Genomic DNA, 13,679 nt, shown 5'->3' with positions numbered 1-13,679 from the left:
TTTGAAAATGTTTAGGGAGGTATAGGTGCAAGTCAAAAATAAGTGTATTTGTGGCTTTTTTTTGGTAATAGTAGCTTTTTTCGTTAGCGCTTCAGTAGCTCATGCTGATGAAGCCATTCAAATTGACAGCAATAGTGCAAACAATAAAGTGGATCAAAAAACTAAAAAGAAAAAACATAAAACTACAGTTTATAGTCACACTCAAGACAAATCAGTTGGCCAATATACTAAGTATATTCATGGAAAAAAGCCTAAAACCAAAGCAAAAGCTTACCTAGTTTTGGATCGTAAGACTGGAGAAGTACTGTTGGCAAAAAATGCGAAGAAGCGCTATTTAACAGCATCTACTGGGAAACTAATGACAATTTATTTAGCCAGGCGCAAGCTTGCCCGTAATCCGCATGATTGGCAAAAAAAGCTCAAGTTTTCCAGCCCTTTGGTAAAAATGGCCAAGAATCCCAACCTTAACTGTTTTCATGTAAAAAAGGGAAAAAAGTATACTATCAAAGAGATCATGTCTTCAGCAATAATTGATTCCGACAATAACTCTGCAATTCGATTGGGTCAATGGGTTGCAGGTTCAAATAAGAAATTCATCAAAATGATGAATAAACAGGCAAAGCTATGGCATCTTTCTGCAAATTTCGTATCAGCTTCAGGGCTTGAAAACAGTGATTTAGCACCTTATGGTTATTATGTTAAAGGTGCTTGGAGTTCAGGAAACTTATTGTCGGCAAAAGATCTAGCAATAATTGGTTATCATGTTGCTCATGATTATCCCAGTTTGATGAAATTTTTTGCCACACCTGAGATGTATGTGGCAGGCCAGAAATTACATAACTATAATGATACGTTACCTGGTCGTAAGTATAACGTTAAATCCTTAAAAACAGACGGTATGAAAACAGGTTGGACGCCACGCTCAGGCTATTGTTTTGTTGGTAGCTATAAAAAAGGCACTGGAAGAATTGTAGTTGTACTGCATGACAAAAATGAGTTTTCGGATGCCAATAAATTAGTAAAATTTACGTATAAGCATCGTAGTTAGTCGACATATTAAAGAAGGTGAGTAATAGATAGTGAAAATAAAAAAGAATAAATTTGTAATAGTTTGCTTTTTAATTATTATTGGAGGATTCATATTAAATTTTGGGCAAAAGAAAATCTTTGCAAAATCCGTTAGTGAAATTCCACGAGAATATATGCGTAAACCGATTAGTTATACTAAATCTTCTGAAATTAAACCATATCCTCAAGGGATGAGCGCTAAAAAAGATAAGATAGTAGTTTCATTAAAAAAGCAACGCGCGTATTTGATTCGTGGTCGCAAAACCAGATACGAATTTTATGTTTCAACTGGAGCACATAACTCAACACCTAAGGGACATTTTCGTATTAATACTTATCGGGCACCGTGGTTTTATTCTGCCAGTGAGAAAATGGGTGCAAGATTTGCAGTAGGTTGGCTGCAAGGTGGTTTATATCTTTTTCATGAAAATCCGCGTAATATTCACCACAAATTAATTAAAAAGTTAGCTAACAAATTAGGTAAAAAGCCAACCTCTCATGGTTGTATTTATTTAAGCACAAGCGATGCAAAATGGTTTTATCAAAAAGCACCAACTGGACTAAGAGTTATTATTAAATAAAGGAGAAAGCAATGAAAAAATTTAATTATCGTAAAACTGTCGCAGTACTATTAACTTTTACAAGCATGGCAAGCGGTCTGTCTTTCGGCTCAACGACCACAGAAGCTAAGAAAGTTTCCAGCAGTGTGGTTTTGAAAGCACCAGCTGTTAAAAGGGTAAAAGTCAAAAAAAGAACATATTACTATAATAAAAAAGGCAAGAAGTTAAAGAAAAAGATTTTAAAAAAGGGTAAGAAGCTAACAGTTGTTAAAAAAGCCAAAAAAATAAAAGGGAAAAAATTTTATCGGGTAACTAAAAATAGATTTGTTCTGGTAAAAGATGTTGCAAATATTAAGTCAAAGGTTAAAAAGCAACAAAAACAGCCTGTAAATCAACCTACTCAATCTAATCCAGGCAATTCCGCCAATCCTGTAGATACTAATACACCAGCAAGTTCAGCTAATTCAGGCACAACACAACCTGCTCAAAATAATTCCTCAATTGCTGATTTTTCAATTAGTGAATTTAGGCAAGAGTTTTTAAAAGAATTAAATAATGAAAGAACAAAACGGGGGTTAAATACAGTAACAGAAGATTCTCGTTTAGATGAAGTTGTACAGGAAAGGACCAAACTACTGCCTAATAATTTTGCTCATGTGGATGCGAATGGAAAATTTATCTTAAATGACTTCTTTGATAAGGCCGGAATTAGTCGTAACAGTACCTCTGAATGTCTAGCGATGTTTCCTTGGGGTTGGACAATGGATCATTCAAGTAACCAGCTTGTTGAGGCTCCACATGGTGGCACTAGTGCTTTAGTAGCCGATAACATGGTTTATGAGTATATTTATGATGACGCTGCATCCAATTGGGGTCACCGTGACATTCTGCTTAATCCTAAGGATAAGACAATTGGACTTGGTGCAGTAGTAGATAACAACAGCGATCAAATTTATTCATCGGTTGGAGTTACATATTAAGTAAAAAAATCTAAACTCGTCAAAGGTTGCCTGGTGACAATAAAATACGACTGCTTCAATAAGTAATTTGATTAAATAATAACGTCCTTTGAGGTAAAAATGAAGCATCTTAAAACTGCCAAAATTTTGGCTTACATAACTATAGGGTTAGTCAGTCTAGCCTTGCCGTTTACTACAAAAAGTTCTGAAATAAAGGCCTCTTATAATGAATACAATTATTATAGCCTTAAGCATCTAATTCCAAAAAAACATCCTAAAAAGTATGATTACTGCTATAAACTACAAAAAAAGGCCTCTAAAAAAGCCTATGCTAAGAATCCCTGGGTTCATATGAATGGTTATGTTGTCACCGATCATAGTGGATACACAAAATACACTAAAAATATGAAACCAGTTAAATCTTCATATTATCCGAGATTTAAACAATTAAAGGCTCACGCGGTTAGTGCCGACTTTTCAAAAGGTAACTTCATTATGCACTATAAAACTAGGGATAATGCAATAATTCATGGCATAGCTTTTAAGAAAAAGCAGAATATCAAGGTCAAAAGAATTAAATTAACTCCTAACATTTTGCTTAAAGCTTTTTATAAAGACTTTATTGATCCAAAAGGGGGTTTTAAATTAAAAAAGGGTAACGAAACAGATTTTCTTGCATCTAAAAAGCAAAAACACTTTTATCGGAATTGGAAGATTGATAGCTCTGATACTATGAAAGATACCGTAGCTGATTTTATGGATACAGTTCGTTTTGGTGATGTTGAGATAAATGATCCCAGTTACGGCTATCATTATATATTCTTTAAAATAGATAAATTTAAAAAATATAAAAACTATGTGAAGTTTCGCATGCTTTACGGTATTTACTAAAATCCAAGAAACTAATTATGTTGGAAAACATCTTTTAAACATAATTAGTTTTTTTATATTTGCAAAAATTTATATGTCCGCTAAAATTATCTGGATAAGGTTTTAGAAATGAGCGAATTATGACTGAAAAACAAAACCAAATGTATTTTGCTGAGAATCCCACTTCTCAGCATGATGAGCATATAATTGATTATCAAGTCAACGGCATTGATCTCAAATTTACCACTGATGCCGGAGTTTTTTCGAAATTACGTGTTGATTATGGTTCAGGTGTTTTAATTAAAAAAATGGTTGATGTTGTTTTCCCACAAAACAATATTTTAGATGTTGGCACTGGATATGGGCCAATCGGTCTTTTTGCAGCTAAATTTTGGCCAAAGCAAACAGTAGAAATGATAGATGTCAATGAACGAGGATTGGATCTTGCGAAACAAAATGCTGAGATTAATCACATTCATAATGTCGCCATTTTTTCCTCTGATGTTTATAGCAATATTTCATCAGCAAAGAAATATGGCTTAATTCTGACTAATCCACCGATTCGAGCAGGTAAAGAAGTTGTTTCCAATATTTTGTCTGGTTCGAAAAATCATTTGGTAAGTGATGGGGTTTTACTAGTAGTAATTCAGAAAAAACAAGGTGAACCGAGTGCGCGTAAATTATTAACAAAAACTTTTGGCAACTGCACCATTTTAAAAAGAGATAAGGGTTACTATGTTTTGCAGGCGGTGAATAATTAATGCCATTTTCAAGTGCAGAAAAAAAAGACTTTATGCAACTAGCTTTTCAGCAGGCAAAAAAAGCCCAAGATTTAGGAGAAGTTCCAATTGGTGCGATTGTGGTAGCTCCCGATGGGCAAGTTATCGGGGAAGGCTTTAATCGCCGTGAACTGGATCAAGACTCTACGCAACATGCTGAAATGATTGCTATCAGGGAAGCCTGCAATAAACTTGGTACTTGGCGTTTAATTGACTGTAGTCTTTTTGTCACCCTAGAACCCTGTCCAATGTGTGCAGGTGCGATTATTAACTCTCGCCTTAAGAGTTTGTATTTTGGAGCACTTGACCCTAAAGCTGGTGCAGCTGGTAGCGTGGTTAACCTTTTTGATATTGAAAAGTTTAATCATCACCCTAACGTTATTCGGGGACTATACCGTGAAGAAGCGAGTCAGATGTTAAAAGATTTTTTTAAAGAAATTAGGCGAAAACAAAAAGCAGAAAAGGACTCCGGCAAAAATTTCGCAAATTAGTGGAAAAATACCTTAAAATACGTTAATATATCTTATGGGCAATGTTTGACCTCCAAAGCGTGTCAGGACCGGAAGGTAGCAGCACTAAGGTTGCTCGGGCATGTGCCTTTTATTAGACAATTACAAACTCTTAACTCTTGCGAAAGAGTTAAGAGTTTTTTACTAGGGAAGACTGATCAATGGCTTATCAAGCGTTATACCGCAAATGGAGACCTCGCACTTTTGATAGTGTGGTTGGTCAAGATGATATTACGGATACTTTGAAAAATGCAATTAAGCGCGGTACAATCTCCCATGCCTTTTTGTTTGCTGGTCCACGGGGAACTGGAAAAACTTCCTGTGCAAAAATTTTGGCTAAGGCATTGAATTGCAGCAATTTGCAAGATGGAGAGCCCTGTAATAAGTGCGCCAATTGTCTTGCAGCCGACAAGGGTGCAATGGCAGACATTATGGAGATCGATGCGGCTTCTAACAATGGCGTTGATGAAATACGTGATATTAGAGATAAAGTTAAGTATGCCCCAACTCAGGGCAAGTATAAAGTTTATATCATAGATGAGGTCCACATGTTGTCTATGGGTGCTTTTAATGCTTTACTTAAAACATTAGAAGAACCGCCAGAGCATGTTGTTTTCATTCTGGCCACTACGGAATTGCAAAAAGTGCCAGCAACTATCATATCAAGGACTCAGCGTTATAATTTTAAACGTATAACTCAAGTTGACCTTGAAAAAAGAATGAAGTATATACTTGAGCAAGAAAAAATCAATTATGATGAAAAAGCCTTAGCCGTAATTGCTCAGGTAGCTGATGGTGGTATGAGGGATGCCTTAAGCATTTTAGATCAGCTTTTAAGTTTTGACAAAAACAAAGTTGAATATGATGCAGCTCTGGAAATAACAGGTTTTGCTGATAAAGAAAAGATCGAACAGATTCTATTAGCAATTTTGAATAATGATACAACTGAAGCATTGTCTTTGGCGCAGACAGAACTTGAAAATGGTGCCAGCTCAAAAAACATTTTAGATGAGCTCATTGAAATGGCGACTAATGCGTTAATGGTTGTCAAAACTAAAGATAATAGTCAGAAAAACTTTTTGAACGATGACTTTATAAAAAAAATACAAGATGTAAATTCTAACCGTTATTTTCAAGTGATTGCATCAGCGAATACTGCATTAAATGATTTACGCTATACTAATCAGCAACAGATTCCACTAGAAGTCTTTTTAGTTGAATGTGCTGGCAAACAAAATAGCAAAGTAGATTCTGAAAATGTTTTGGCTAGTTCAGAAAGTCAAAGGAATGCAAATACTGATTTGACTAGTGAATTAGAGGCATTAAAAAAGCAGGTTTCAAACTTAACTAAAAAAGTTTCTAGTTTAAGCAAAAAGCAAACTCAAAATAGCGATAAGATTTTTCATCTTGATAGTGCAGTTTCTGATCGAATCGATGAAAATAAAAGTAAAAATTCCAAAGCAAAAACTGCTTCCAAACCTAGAAAAACAATTAGAAGTAGAAAAAAGGCTAATGAACAAAATCGGAAACAAGTTTATCATGTCTTAGAAAATGCCACTAAGGATGATCTTGTGGCTATCAAAAATGTTTGGCCTGATCTGCAATCAGTTTTAGGCGTATCGCAACGAGCTTTGCTAGATGTGCTAGAACCTGTTGCAGCTAGTTCAGATCAGGTAGTAATGAAATGCAAATATACTCTTTGGTTTGAAAAAGCCAGCGAAGATGGTAATTTATTAATTGTATTGACAGATGAAATTGCTAAATTTACTAAGCATAGCTATGAAATAGTGCTGGTACCTGATGAAGACTGGTCTACTGTTCGGACAGAATTTTTGCAAAAGCATGGTAAAGAACTGCTTAACAAGCAAAAACAATCAGATTCAGGACCTGAACAACACGAGTCAAGCAACCAGGTTGTAGAAAAAGCTAAAGAGTTATTTGGTGACACAGTAAATGTTAAAGACTAAAATTTAAAGGAGAAATTAATATGAGTAAAAGACCTAATTTTGGGGCTATGGGCGGCATGAATATGCAACAAATGATGAAGCAGGCTAAGAAGTTGCAGGAGCAGATGGCTCAAGAACAACAAAATATTACTGCACAGGAATTTGTAGGCAAGTCAGCAGATGACTTGGTTGTAGCTACTTTTAGCGGAGATCGCAAATTGAAAAATATTACTATTGATAAAGATACGATTGACCCTGACGATCCTGACATGTTGCAAGATTTGATTATTGATGCGGTTAATAAAGGATTAGCAGAAATAGACCAAGCTACCCAGCAAAGTTTAGGAAAGTATACGAAGGGCATGATTTAATTGCAGTATCCAGCACCAATTGCGCATTTAATTGATTCTTACATGAAATTACCTGGTATTGGTGAAAAAACAGCTACAAGGCTTGCATTTTATACTTTAGATATGCCGGATGAAGATGTTCATAGTTTTAGTACTGCACTAAAAGAGGTGAAAGAAAAACTTCACCGTTGCTCTATTTGCGGCAACATTACAGAAAAAGATCCGTGTACTATATGCAGTAATCCTGAACGTGATCAATCGACAATTATGGTAGTTGAGCAGCCTAAAGATGTGATGGCTTTTGAAGATATGGGTGAATATAATGGGCTATATCACGTTTTGCACGGGGTTTTATCACCAATGGATGGTATTGGCCCAGAAGAAATTAATATTAAGTCATTAATAGTTCGTCTGCAAAAGCAGGATCGCGTAAAAGAGGTTATTTTGGCATTAAATTCAACTCCAGAAGGAGAATCAACGGCTATGTATATCAGTAAGCTGATCAAGCCGTCCGGTATTAAAGTAACCAGGCTAGCTGCAGGTTTGGCCGTTGGGAGTGATATTGAATACGCTAATTCAATTACTTTGAAACGAGCAGTACAAGGGAGAACTTCAATCTAATGGCACGTAACAAAATTAAAAATATGGGTGATGAGTGGCTCATGACCACTATTGAAAACTTACAGGAACAGATTGCTGTTCAAAAAAATCTTGATCCGACAACGCTTGATATGTCTGAAGATAATGTAGTAACAGGTAAAATTTTAAGAGCCAAGTATTCATTTTTATATGATGAAGCACGACATCGTCATACAAGATTTAGTGGTTTTACCAATGCAATTTCAGAGTAAAGTCCTTTTCCAAAAGGGCTTTTTATTTTGATAAAAAATTAAAAGTACGTTGGGGTGTTCATATAAAGAGAACTCTTGTAAAATAGAAACATGGAGAGTTTTATGAAGAGTTATTTTATCAGTTTTGAAGGACCGGATGGATCTGGAAAAAGTACAGTTTTAAAGCAAGTTGTGGCAGAAATTGCTCCTAGACTTAAGACACAATATCTAGTGACTCGGGAGCCAGGGGGATCAAAAATTGCTGAGAAAATCCGCCAATTAATTTTAGACCCAGTTAATGAAGAAATGTCTGCCAAAACTGAAGCTTTGCTTTATGCAGCTTCTCGCAGTCAGCATATGTTTGAAACAGTCATACCAGCACTTAAAGCAGGGAAAATAGTTTTTTCAGATCGTTTTGTTGATAGTTCATTGGCCTATCAAGGTGCAGGACGAGAATTAAGTATTGCTGCAGTAAAACAGATTAATGATTTTGCTACAAGTAAAATTGAGCCTGATCTAACTATTTTTCTGGATGTTAAGCCGCAAGTTGGATTAACCAGAATTGCCAAGGAACGTGCCGGCAAAGAAGATCGCTTGGAACAGGAAAAATTAAATTTTCATCAAAAAGTTTACCAGGGTTATAAAAAAGTAATTAAGGCTCATCCTGAAAGAATAAAGGTAGTTGATGCAAATAAACCCTTTAATTTAGTAGTAGAAGATTGTGTTAAAATAATTGCAAACCAATTACCAGCAGATTTATTAAAGGACTGATTAAAATGAAGTTAATAGTTGCAATTGTTCAAAAAGAAGATGCTAATAGGCTGCAGCGTACCTTTGTCAAGGAAAGCATTCGTGCGACTAAGCTTGCTACGACCGGAGGATTTTTAAGTGAAGGTAATACTACTTTTCTTATCGGAATAGATGATAAACATGTTAAGCAGGTTTTGCGCATCATTAAGGAAGAGTCCAAATCTCGTGAAGAATATATGAATCCTAATTTGGTGATGACAGGTTTTGAAATGAGTAGCCAACCAGTTAAAATAACAGTTGGGGGAGCCACTTGTTTTGTTTTGCCTGTTGAAGAATTCAAGCAATTCTGATGTTTGTCAATATTCAAGAAAGGGGCAAGAAGCAGTCTAAACTTTTGCGGCAAGCTTTTGAGCAAAACAAATTGGCCCATAGCTATTTATTTGTTGATGCCAATGAAATTCAGGCATTAAATACTGCCTATTGGCTAGCTTGCCTTTTTAATTGTAGTGGCACTGAAAAACCGGATGGTACGTGTCAGAATTGCAGGCAAATTATTTCCGGCAACCACCCTGATGTGTTACTGGTGAAGCCTGAAGGCAAGCAGAATTTGGGAATCGATCAGGTCAGGCTTTTAAAGGAAGAATTAGCTAAAAGTCCAGTTCAAAGCAACGTACGTTTTTTTATTATTAATGAAGCCCAGAAATTAACTTTGCCTGCGGCTAATGCTTTACTTAACTTGTTGGAAGAACCTATCGCACCTGTTGTTACTATTTTAATTACAAATAATACCGATCAAATTTTGCCCACAATTCGTTCACGTACTCAAATTATTAATTTTACTAATAATGAAAAAGAGAAAGGCAAAAGCGCGGAATTGCTGGCAAATGGGTTTAGTCCAAGTGAAGTTGACTCATTGGAAGATACTGCTAAGTTAGATAAAAAGACTAGGTATTTTTACCAAGAAATGCTTGAACACAATTCACTTTCACTAGTGAGTGCACATCAGTTAGCGGAAATGGCTAAAAGCAAAAGTGAGCAAAATTATATTCTTTTTTTACTTAAAAAATGGGCTCAAGCTGAATTAAACAGCAGTAATCAAGAAATCGGGGCAAGGATGTTAAAGTATTTGCTTGAAATTGACAAAATGCAGTACAGCAATGTCAATTTTCGCAATTTATTGGACTTTCTTGCTTTGCAATGGAAAAGGTAGGTGTTTAAGGTGGATTCTTATTCAAAGTTAGAGCAACTTCATGATTCAATGGTTAGCATGACCAAAACAATCGAGAGTTTAGAAAATAGTATTTTGGAAACATTGAAAGAAAATACTGAATTAAAAGTAGAGAATCAGTTGCTGCGTGAAAAAATGGACAAAATGAATAATGCCCACAATAACACCGTTAAAACTCAGAGTGGTCTTGAATCTTTACGGCAAATTTACAGTTCAGGTTACCATATTTGCAATATGTACTATGGCTCTCACCGTGATCCCAATACTGACTGCATGTTTTGTTTGGATATTCTTGATAATTTTGGCGAAAAGAAGAAAAAACATTAAAGGATTGATTAAATGCAAAGGCAAAGTAGTTATGGCCAAGACAGCGGCAAACTTTATTTAGTGCCAACTCCGATAGGCAACCTTGAAGACATTACCCTTAGAGCAAAAAAAATTTTACAGGAAGCTGATTATATTGCTGCTGAGGACACTAGAACAAGTGGAATTTTGCTTGAAAAAATTGGGGTCCATAATCATATGCTTTCCTTTCACAAATACAATTCAAAAGAAAGGGCACCGGAATTAATCAAGCTAATGAAAGAGGGAGCGGTTATCGCTGAGATTAGCGATGCCGGGATGCCCGTCATTTCTGATCCAGGATATATTCTGGTGCAAGAATGTATCAAAAATAATATTCCCGTAGTTCCTCTGCCCGGCGCTTCCGCATTTACTACTGCCCTGATTGCTTCTGGCTTTGACGCCCAACCTTTTACATACTATGGCTTTTTACCCCGTAAAAAAAGTGAACAACAGCCTTTTTTTGAGCAAATGAAAAAAGCTCATGCTACTTCTATTTTTTATGAAGCGCCACACAGGTTGACAAAAACTCTCAATAATTTATCTGAAATACTGAATTCTGAGCGTAAAATTGTTGTTGCCAGAGAGCTTACTAAAATTCATGAAGAATTTATTCGTGGTACAATCAGTGAGGTTACAAATTATTTTGGACAAAATCCTCCCCGCGGCGAATTTGTTGTTTTAGTTTCTCCAAACACTGTTAAGGAAAAACAATTGTCTTGGACAGAATTGATTAAATTGGTCAATCAGTTAGTTTCCAAGGGAGAAAGTAAAAAATCGGCGATTAAAACAGTAGCTCAGGAAAATCATGTTTCCAAAAATGAGTTATATGAACGTTATCATCAAAAGTAGGTGAAAGTATGAAGTATAGTGAAAAGCATATAGTAAATTATTATGAGTGTGATGAAAATAAAAATTTGAAATTGCCTGCAATGATTGATTTAATGATGAGCGTTTCAGAGCATCAATTAGACTCTGGTAATGGCAGTACAAATGCACTAACTAAAAGGGGATTAGGTTGGGTTGTAACACAATACCATATTAAAGTGGCACGCCTGCCTAGACCAAATGAAGAAATTATCATCACAACGGAACCATTTGGCTATAATCGTTTTTTAGAATACAGAAATTATGCTTTTACAGATCAAAGCGGAAATGAACTAATAACTGTTAAGAGCGAATGGGTGCTATTTGATTTAAAAACTCGTAAGCTGGTTTCCACAGACAAAGAAATGATGGCTGAAATAGGCGTTCCACTTCTAAAAAAATTACCTCGTTTTCCTAGATTAAGAGTTCAGGATAAATATCAAAAAGAGAGACAATATCGGGTTCGTTATGATGATTTAGATACAAACCATCACATGACCAATGGCCACTATTTTAACTGGTTCATTGATACATTGGACCGTGACTTTTTGAAAAACCATATTGTCAAGACTATTGATATTAAATTTAACCTTGAAGTGCGCTATGGTGAAACACCATATTCGCGCGTGAGCGTAATTAAAAGCGAAACAGGTATTAAATCTTATCATACAATTGCAGATGAAGACAAAAATGACAAAGCTGTTTGTGAACTAACTTGGCGCAAATTATAATATAATTGTTTTTTGTGTTCTTACACAAATTAATTGAAGAAAGAAAGTGCTGCAAATGACTATTAAAGAGATGCTTAAGGTCGAATTGCGTGATCTTGTCCTTTTAGGAATTATCGTGGCAATGAAAATTATTCTTAGTCGTTTTACAGTTGGAACAACTATTGTGCATGTTAGCCTGGGATTTATTGGCAGTGTGATGCTGGGTTACCTTTTTGGTCCAGTCTGGGGTAGTGTAGGCGGTGGAATTAGTGACTTAGTTTCATCAGCTCTATTTGGCAATCAAGGGGGCTTTTTCCTCGGTTTTACTTTAAGTGCAATGATTGGCCCCTTTATCTATGGTTTAGTGTTTTACCAAAAACCAGTCAAAGTCTGGCGGATAATTCTTGCGACTCTATTAGTAACTGTTTTCGTTAATATTGGGTTAAATACTTTATGGGTGCACCTATTATACGGGATGGACTTTCGCGTTGTCCTTATTCAACGAATACCTAAAGAAGCGATTACGCCGTGGTTAGAGATGATTATTAGTTACTTTGTTTTGAACGCCATTTCACGCGTTAAAATCAAAAGGTAATTTTGAAAAGAGTATAAAAATTTTAGAATGAAAATTTTGAGTATGTCCACTGCGACAAATAATTTAAGCGTAGCTTTAAATGACGACAGTAAAATTATTGCGGAAAAAAATGAATATGATGCCCGCAATCATAGTGCACATTTAGATCCTTTAATTGACCAAATTTTAAAAGAACATAATTTGAAATTAGCTGAAATTGATCGTTTTGCTGTTGCGATAGGACCGGGTTCATATACCGGTTTACGTATTGGAGTTACCACCGCTAAAATGTTTGCCAGTATACTTCATAAAGATGTAGTAGGCATTTCTACTTTACAAGCACTGGCTGCAAGTTGTGCAGAAGAAGGCACTTTAATAGTAGCTGGAATTGATGCCCGTAATGATAACTATTTTGCTGGTGCTTATATAAATAAGGAAAATGATTGGGGTCCTGAATGTGTAATACCTGATGGGCACTATCATATTGACACACTTTTAAGCGCAGTAGCAGAATATTGTGCAGATAACAATCTGGAAAATGTTATTTATGTTGGTTCTGGTTTTGAAAAGCAGGAAGGGACTATCAAAAAGACAAATATTTCTTTCAGTTTTGGCACGGAAAAACAGAATGTTGTTCATGCTGGTTTAATAGGTAAGCTGGCTCTGAATGCTAAACCTGATGACCCTGATCAATTATTACCGAATTATTTGCGTCGCACGCAAGCTGAAATTGACTGGCATAAAAAGACCGGGGAAGCTTATAAACCAGATAGCAATTATGTGGAAGAAGTTTAAGCATTTTGGGTCTTTTTGGCTTTTAGCAAAAGAAAAAAAGTTTATTAAGTTTGCCCCAGAAAAAATCATTGTGAATCAATCTAGTCTGAGTATCAGGCAAGCCCAAGTTAAAGATATTTCTGCAATATTGTTATTGGAGCGAAGTCTTTATCAGGGTAAACAACCGTGGAATTCATTGGCTTTTCATACTGAAATAAGTAGAAATGATTCACTGTATTTAGTTGTATTGCAAACTCAGTGTGTCATTGGCTTAATTGGTGTGCATTTTGACGGTAGTAATGCACATATTACTAATCTGATGGTTGATTCATCTTGGCAAAAACTGGGAATTGGTACTTATTTAATTAAAAAAGTAATTGAAATTGCTAAAAATAAAAACTGTAAAGAACTTAGCTTGGAAGTAAAAGATAATAATTTTACTGCTCAAAATTTATATTATAAGTTAGGTTTTACAGTGAGTTTTGTGTGGCCTAATTATTACCAGAGTTCGCATCAAGATGCTTTTAACATGGTGCTTAAATTGGCAAGTGACTAAAAGAAAG

Annotated in this window: 19 protein-coding genes and 1 other RNA gene; all 20 read left to right on the top strand. The window is 35.5% G+C overall.

Translation table 11 applies throughout. The features are described 5' to 3' along the window. The first annotated feature begins 25 nt into the window (after positions 1 to 25). Positions 26 to 1,048, top strand: coding sequence for a D-alanyl-D-alanine carboxypeptidase family protein (locus JF75_RS06890; RefSeq protein ID WP_052726883.1), 1,023 nt, complete (start codon positions 26 to 28; stop codon positions 1,046 to 1,048). 31 nt (positions 1,049 to 1,079) lie between these two features. Beyond that, the gene (locus JF75_RS06885; RefSeq protein WP_052726882.1) at positions 1,080 to 1,649 is read left to right on the top strand and encodes a L,D-transpeptidase; all 570 of its coding nucleotides are present in this window, start codon (positions 1,080 to 1,082) and stop codon (positions 1,647 to 1,649) included. A gap of 11 nt (positions 1,650 to 1,660) precedes the next feature. Continuing rightward, complete coding sequence (locus JF75_RS10150; protein ID WP_052726881.1) at positions 1,661 to 2,608, top strand: SLAP domain-containing protein; 948 nt, start codon at positions 1,661 to 1,663, stop codon at positions 2,606 to 2,608. A 99-nt stretch (positions 2,609 to 2,707) separates the two neighbouring features. Then, positions 2,708 to 3,478 carry a hypothetical protein gene (locus tag JF75_RS06875; protein WP_046332408.1) on the top strand — a complete coding sequence of 257 codons (771 nt, stop codon included), beginning with the start codon at positions 2,708 to 2,710 and terminating at the stop codon, positions 3,476 to 3,478. A gap of 119 nt (positions 3,479 to 3,597) precedes the next feature. After that, positions 3,598 to 4,218: a class I SAM-dependent methyltransferase gene (locus tag JF75_RS06870; protein ID WP_046332407.1), complete on the top strand. Its 621-nt coding sequence runs from the start codon at positions 3,598 to 3,600 to the stop codon at positions 4,216 to 4,218. Then, positions 4,218 to 4,727, top strand: a complete 510-nt coding sequence (gene tadA / locus JF75_RS06865) for a tRNA adenosine(34) deaminase TadA (RefSeq protein ID WP_046332406.1) — start codon at positions 4,218 to 4,220, stop codon at positions 4,725 to 4,727. The genes JF75_RS06870 and tadA overlap by 1 nt, the downstream gene beginning before the upstream one ends. 28 nt (positions 4,728 to 4,755) lie before the next feature. After that, positions 4,756 to 4,849: signal recognition particle sRNA small type (gene ffs, locus JF75_RS10270), an RNA gene on the top strand. A gap of 57 nt (positions 4,850 to 4,906) precedes the next feature. Next, entirely contained in the window at positions 4,907 to 6,712 is a 1,806-nt protein-coding gene (dnaX, locus tag JF75_RS06860; RefSeq protein WP_046332405.1) for a DNA polymerase III subunit gamma/tau, read from the top strand. 20 nt (positions 6,713 to 6,732) lie between these two features. After that, positions 6,733 to 7,062, top strand: coding sequence for a YbaB/EbfC family nucleoid-associated protein (locus JF75_RS06855; protein ID WP_045928391.1), 330 nt, complete (start codon positions 6,733 to 6,735; stop codon positions 7,060 to 7,062). Then, complete coding sequence (gene recR, locus JF75_RS06850; protein ID WP_046332404.1) at positions 7,063 to 7,662, top strand: recombination mediator RecR; 600 nt, start codon at positions 7,063 to 7,065, stop codon at positions 7,660 to 7,662. Beyond that, positions 7,662 to 7,892: a YaaL family protein gene (locus JF75_RS06845; protein WP_045928390.1), complete on the top strand. Its 231-nt coding sequence runs from the start codon at positions 7,662 to 7,664 to the stop codon at positions 7,890 to 7,892. The genes recR and JF75_RS06845 overlap by 1 nt, the downstream gene beginning before the upstream one ends. A 102-nt stretch (positions 7,893 to 7,994) precedes the next feature. Then, positions 7,995 to 8,642, top strand: coding sequence for a dTMP kinase (gene tmk / locus JF75_RS06840; RefSeq protein WP_046332403.1), 648 nt, complete (start codon positions 7,995 to 7,997; stop codon positions 8,640 to 8,642). A 5-nt stretch (positions 8,643 to 8,647) separates the two neighbouring features. Next, positions 8,648 to 8,971 (top strand): cyclic-di-AMP receptor, encoded by a 324-nt coding sequence (locus JF75_RS06835; protein ID WP_046332402.1) that lies wholly within the window; start codon positions 8,648 to 8,650, stop codon positions 8,969 to 8,971. Beyond that, on the top strand, positions 8,971 to 9,831 hold the full coding sequence (locus JF75_RS06830) for a DNA polymerase III subunit delta (protein WP_046332401.1): 861 nt from the start codon (positions 8,971 to 8,973) through the stop codon (positions 9,829 to 9,831). Before JF75_RS06835 ends, JF75_RS06830 begins: the two co-directional genes overlap by 1 nt. Positions 9,832 to 9,840: 9 nt before the next feature. After that, positions 9,841 to 10,176: a DNA replication initiation control protein YabA gene (gene yabA, locus JF75_RS06825; protein ID WP_046332961.1), complete on the top strand. Its 336-nt coding sequence runs from the start codon at positions 9,841 to 9,843 to the stop codon at positions 10,174 to 10,176. 12 nt (positions 10,177 to 10,188) lie between these two features. After that, a complete protein-coding gene (gene rsmI, locus JF75_RS06820; protein WP_046332400.1) occupies positions 10,189 to 11,043 on the top strand; it encodes a 16S rRNA (cytidine(1402)-2'-O)-methyltransferase in 855 nt (284 codons plus the stop codon). Positions 11,044 to 11,051: 8 nt separating this feature from the next. Further along, the gene (locus JF75_RS06815) at positions 11,052 to 11,789 is read left to right on the top strand and encodes an acyl-[acyl-carrier-protein] thioesterase (RefSeq protein ID WP_046332399.1); all 738 of its coding nucleotides are present in this window, start codon (positions 11,052 to 11,054) and stop codon (positions 11,787 to 11,789) included. A gap of 55 nt (positions 11,790 to 11,844) precedes the next feature. After that, the gene (locus tag JF75_RS06810) at positions 11,845 to 12,363 is read left to right on the top strand and encodes a folate family ECF transporter S component (RefSeq protein ID WP_045928384.1); all 519 of its coding nucleotides are present in this window, start codon (positions 11,845 to 11,847) and stop codon (positions 12,361 to 12,363) included. A 27-nt stretch (positions 12,364 to 12,390) separates the two neighbouring features. Beyond that, a complete protein-coding gene (gene tsaB, locus JF75_RS06805) occupies positions 12,391 to 13,137 on the top strand; it encodes a tRNA (adenosine(37)-N6)-threonylcarbamoyltransferase complex dimerization subunit type 1 TsaB (RefSeq protein WP_046332398.1) in 747 nt (248 codons plus the stop codon). Next, positions 13,121 to 13,672, top strand: coding sequence for a ribosomal protein S18-alanine N-acetyltransferase (gene rimI, locus JF75_RS06800; protein ID WP_167334214.1), 552 nt, complete (start codon positions 13,121 to 13,123; stop codon positions 13,670 to 13,672). The genes tsaB and rimI overlap by 17 nt, the downstream gene beginning before the upstream one ends. Positions 13,673 to 13,679 lie beyond the last annotated feature (7 nt).

This window comes from Lactobacillus kimbladii (assembly GCF_000970755.1).
GTDB lineage: Bacteria > Bacillota > Bacilli > Lactobacillales > Lactobacillaceae > Lactobacillus > Lactobacillus kimbladii.
The sequence above is the reverse complement of the archived record's forward strand: the minus strand, read 5'-3'. Positions and strand labels throughout refer to the sequence as shown.

What these genes read in the sequence shown, in the direction of transcription:
- JF75_RS06830 (WP_046332401.1), top strand. Translation starts at nt 8,971, where the DNA reads ATGTTTGTCAATATTCAAGAAAGGGGCAAGAAGCAGTCTAAACTTTTG.
- tmk (WP_046332403.1), top strand. Translation starts at nt 7,995, where the DNA reads ATGAAGAGTTATTTTATCAGTTTTGAAGGACCGGATGGATCTGGAAAA.
- rimI (WP_167334214.1), top strand. Translation starts at nt 13,121, where the DNA reads ATGTGGAAGAAGTTTAAGCATTTTGGGTCTTTTTGGCTTTTAGCAAAA.
- JF75_RS06855 (WP_045928391.1), top strand. Translation starts at nt 6,733, where the DNA reads ATGAGTAAAAGACCTAATTTTGGGGCTATGGGCGGCATGAATATGCAA.
- JF75_RS06870 (WP_046332407.1), top strand. Translation starts at nt 3,598, where the DNA reads ATGACTGAAAAACAAAACCAAATGTATTTTGCTGAGAATCCCACTTCT.
- JF75_RS06815 (WP_046332399.1), top strand. Translation starts at nt 11,052, where the DNA reads ATGAAGTATAGTGAAAAGCATATAGTAAATTATTATGAGTGTGATGAA.
- tadA (WP_046332406.1), top strand. Translation starts at nt 4,218, where the DNA reads ATGCCATTTTCAAGTGCAGAAAAAAAAGACTTTATGCAACTAGCTTTT.
- JF75_RS06835 (WP_046332402.1), top strand. Translation starts at nt 8,648, where the DNA reads ATGAAGTTAATAGTTGCAATTGTTCAAAAAGAAGATGCTAATAGGCTG.
- JF75_RS06875 (WP_046332408.1), top strand. Translation starts at nt 2,708, where the DNA reads ATGAAGCATCTTAAAACTGCCAAAATTTTGGCTTACATAACTATAGGG.
- tsaB (WP_046332398.1), top strand. Translation starts at nt 12,391, where the DNA reads ATGAAAATTTTGAGTATGTCCACTGCGACAAATAATTTAAGCGTAGCT.
- rsmI (WP_046332400.1), top strand. Translation starts at nt 10,189, where the DNA reads ATGCAAAGGCAAAGTAGTTATGGCCAAGACAGCGGCAAACTTTATTTA.
- JF75_RS10150 (WP_052726881.1), top strand. Translation starts at nt 1,661, where the DNA reads ATGAAAAAATTTAATTATCGTAAAACTGTCGCAGTACTATTAACTTTT.
- JF75_RS06845 (WP_045928390.1), top strand. Translation starts at nt 7,662, where the DNA reads ATGGCACGTAACAAAATTAAAAATATGGGTGATGAGTGGCTCATGACC.
- JF75_RS06810 (WP_045928384.1), top strand. Translation starts at nt 11,845, where the DNA reads ATGACTATTAAAGAGATGCTTAAGGTCGAATTGCGTGATCTTGTCCTT.
- dnaX (WP_046332405.1), top strand. Translation starts at nt 4,907, where the DNA reads ATGGCTTATCAAGCGTTATACCGCAAATGGAGACCTCGCACTTTTGAT.